At 68.4% G+C, this 3,217-nt stretch carries 3 protein-coding genes and 1 pseudogene; 2 read left to right on the top strand and 2 right to left on the bottom strand.

The features are described 5' to 3' along the window. Positions 1 to 227: pseudogene (locus tag MIC448_RS12515) on the top strand (methionine--tRNA ligase); the annotation flags it as partial. Next, positions 224 to 1,108: a TatD family hydrolase gene (locus tag MIC448_RS12510; protein ID WP_036300229.1), complete on the top strand. Its 885-nt coding sequence runs from the start codon at positions 224 to 226 to the stop codon at positions 1,106 to 1,108. The pseudogene MIC448_RS12515 and the gene MIC448_RS12510, both read left to right, overlap by 4 nt. Positions 1,109 to 1,193: 85 nt before the next feature. On the opposite strand, the gene MIC448_RS12505 is transcribed toward MIC448_RS12510, so the two are convergent. After that, positions 1,194 to 2,633 carry a sugar porter family MFS transporter gene (locus MIC448_RS12505; protein WP_051513794.1) on the bottom strand — a complete coding sequence of 480 codons (1,440 nt, stop codon included), beginning with the start codon at positions 2,631 to 2,633 and terminating at the stop codon, positions 1,194 to 1,196. 98 nt (positions 2,634 to 2,731) lie between these two features. Continuing rightward, the coding region (locus MIC448_RS12500) for a glycosyl hydrolase (RefSeq protein ID WP_036300224.1) at positions 2,732 to 3,217 on the bottom strand (486 nt) is incomplete at its 5' end.

The raw sequence follows: 3,217 nt of genomic DNA, 5'->3' as shown, positions 1-3,217 counted from the left end.
CCGTGCTGTACACGGCCGTCGAGGGGCTGCGCGCGCTTGCCGTGTTGCTCTCGCCGGTCACTCCCGAATCCACCGAGAAGCTCTGGATCGCGCTCGGCGCGGCCGAGAGCCTCGGGCGTCTGCGCGATCAGCCGATCCGCGAGGCCGGAGCCTGGGGCATCCTCCGTCCGGGCACGAGTGTCAACGGCCTGGCCCCGCTGTTCCCGCGCGTCGAGCAGAGCGTGTGAGCGACCCGTCACAGTACGTGCGTGAGCGCACGCAGGAGGGGCGGAAAGACATCCGCTATCCGGATGCTCCCGAACCTCTCGCCGTCGCGGTGTACGACAACCACTGTCATCTCGAGATCGCGGACGGCGAGACGGGGCTGACCCTCGACGAACAGCTCGAGCGCGCCGGCGAGGTCGGCGTGATCGGTGTCGTGCAGGCCGGGGGCGACATCGAGTCGAGCCGGTGGTCGGCGTGGGCCGCGGAGTCACACCCGCGCGTGCTCGCAGCCGTCGCGATCCACCCGAACGAGGCGCCGGCCTACGCGGTCGCCGGTCGGCTCGACGAAGCGATCGCCGTCATCGACGAGCTCGCGGCCCAGCCGCGCGTGCGCGCCATCGGTGAGACGGGCCTGGACTTCTTCCGCACCGAAGAGGCGGGCCTGCCCGCGCAGTTCGAGAGCTTCGAGGCGCACATCGCGCTCGCGAAGAAGCACGACATCGCGATGCAGATCCACGATCGCGACGCCCACGACGCCGTCCTCGAGACGCTCGAGCGGGTCGGCGCGCCCGACCGCACGGTGTTCCACTGCTTCTCGGGCGACGACGCCATGGCGCGCATCGCCGCGGACCGCGGGTACTATCTCTCGTTCGCGGGCAACGTCACGTTCAAGAACGCGCAGAACCTGCGTGACGCGCTCGCGGTCACCCCGCGCGAGCGGATCCTAGTCGAAACGGATGCCCCGTTCCTGACCCCCGTGCCGCATCGGGGCCGCCCGAACGCGCCGTACCTGATCCCGGTCACCGTTCGGTTCATGGCTGCCGAGCTGGGGGTTGAGATCGACGAGCTGTGCACCCAGGTCGCCGACAACACGCTCGCCGCCTACGGCCCCTTCACCCCGTAACCAACCGGGGCTCCGCTGTCGCAGATCGACCTATCCGACCCGGCGGAGGGTCGATGAGTGACAGCGGAGCGGGGCGGCACTCCCCTCAGCGGGCGCGGGCGGCCTTCGCGGCCGCGCGGTCGTCGGCCGCCGCGGTGAACAGCGTCTCGGTCTGCTCGAGCTCCATGCCCTTGGTCTCGGGGATGCGCAGCAGCACGTAGAAGAACGACAGGGCCGCAAACACCGCGTAAATCAGGTACGTGAGCGGTAGCGACCATCCGGACATCGCCGGGAAGCTCACGGTGATGAGGAAGTTGGCGATCCACTGCGCACCCGCCGCCACGCCGAGGGCCTTGCCGCGAATGCGGCTCGGGAAGATCTCACCGAGGAGCACCCACACGAGCGGGCCCCACGAAGCACCGAACCCGATCACGAAGAGGTTCGCGGCGACCAGCGCGATCGGCCCCCACGCGCCGGGAAGCGATACCTCTCCATCGACCGTCTCGGCGAAGGCGAACGCGAGGGCCATGGTGCCGAGCGAGACCGCCATCATCACCGACCCGGTCAGCAGGATCGGCTTGCGACCGACGCGGTCGACCAGCACGATCGCCACGATCGTCACCGCCACGTTGGTGACGGAGGTGATCACGCCGATCAGCAGCGAGTTCTGCTCGGTGAAGCCCACGGCCAACCACAGTGTCGTCGAGTAGTAGAAGATCACGTTGATGCCGACGAACTGCTGGAACACCGACAGGATGATGCCGGTCCAGACGATCGGCTGAAGGCCGAGCGCCTTGCCGCGGAGCGAGACGCCCCGAGACTTCTTGTCTTGTTGGATCTTCTGGTCGAGCTCGCGCATGGTCTGCTCGAGGTCGGCCTCGGGGACGAGGCGTGCGTAAACCGCGCGGGCCTCGTCGTAGCGTCCTTTCGCGATGAGGAAGCGGGGGGATTCGGGCATCGTGAACGCCAGCACGCCATAAACGAGCGCGGGAACGGCCTCGACGAGCAGCATCCACCGCCACGCCTCAAGACCGAACCACAGTTGTGACGAGGCGCCACCGGCAACGCCCGCGAGAACGGCGTTGGAGAGCAGGGCGCCGAAGATTCCGAGGGTGATCGCCAACTGCTGGAGCGAGCCGAGCGTGCCGCGGATCTGTCGTGGCGCGACCTCGGCGATGTAGGCCGGCGCAACGACGGAGGCGATTCCGATGCCGAGGCCCCCGATGAAGCGCCAGATCGTGAGGTCGACCGCGCTGAAGGCGAGTCCGGAACCGATGGCGCTGACGAAGAACAGCACGGCGCCGATCATCATGACCCGCAGGCGACCCCACCGGTCGCTGAGGACTCCGGCGAGCACCGCGCCCAAGGCGCAGCCGAGGAGCGCGATCGCGACGACGAATCCCGTGACGACCGCGTTGAGGCCGAACTGATTCTCGATGGACGCGACAGCGCCGTTGATGACCGACGAATCGAAGCCGAAGAGGAATCCGCCGACCGCCGCCGCTATGGAGAGCCCCACCGCCCGTCTCCCGAAGGGGCTCTTCATCGAGAACGCTTGCGTGGGGATGGCTCCGGTGCTCACGACGGACACATTACCCCGGACGGTGGAGGGCGGGACGCATCACCTTCCGGGCGATTCATCCCCTATCCGGGCAGTGCCGCCAGCCACGCCAGCAGAAGGGAGCGCGCATTTCCGGGGTCGATGGCGCTGTCCGGAAGCGCGGCGAGAGCCTCCGAAGCCTCCGCTGCCGCATCGCCGGTGCCGAGCGCGGCGTAGGCGAGGACGTAGTCACCCAGGGCGCCGGTGAAGGCACTCGCGCCGCCAGCCTCGGCCACATTCTGGTCGACGCGCTCGGGATTCTCGCCGAGATACGCGTACCCGATCGGTGACACCGGGATCAACTGAATCCCGAGGATCGCGGATGGCTCGGCGCTGAACCACGTCGCATAGTCGCGCTTGCCGCCCCAGGTGAGGGACACCATGCCGTGCGCAAAATCGGTGGCACCGGGAATGCCCGACAGGTCGGGTTCGAGCCACAGGGTGCGTGCGGCGAACGCTTCGGCCGACAGCATCCAGGTCGCCCGATCTCTCAACGCGTCGTCGCCCGTCGCCTCCGCCCAGAGTGCGAG

Origin of the sequence: Microbacterium sp. C448, assembly GCF_000582705.2 — a bacterium.
GTDB lineage: Bacteria > Actinomycetota > Actinomycetes > Actinomycetales > Microbacteriaceae > Microbacterium > Microbacterium lacus_A.
This window is presented reverse-complemented; position numbering and strand designations above follow the sequence as displayed.

Coding starts and splice junctions, on each gene's coding strand:
- MIC448_RS12505 (WP_051513794.1), bottom strand. CDS start 2,633: ATGAAGAGCCCCTTCGGGAGACGGGCGGTGGGGCTCTCCATAGCGGCG.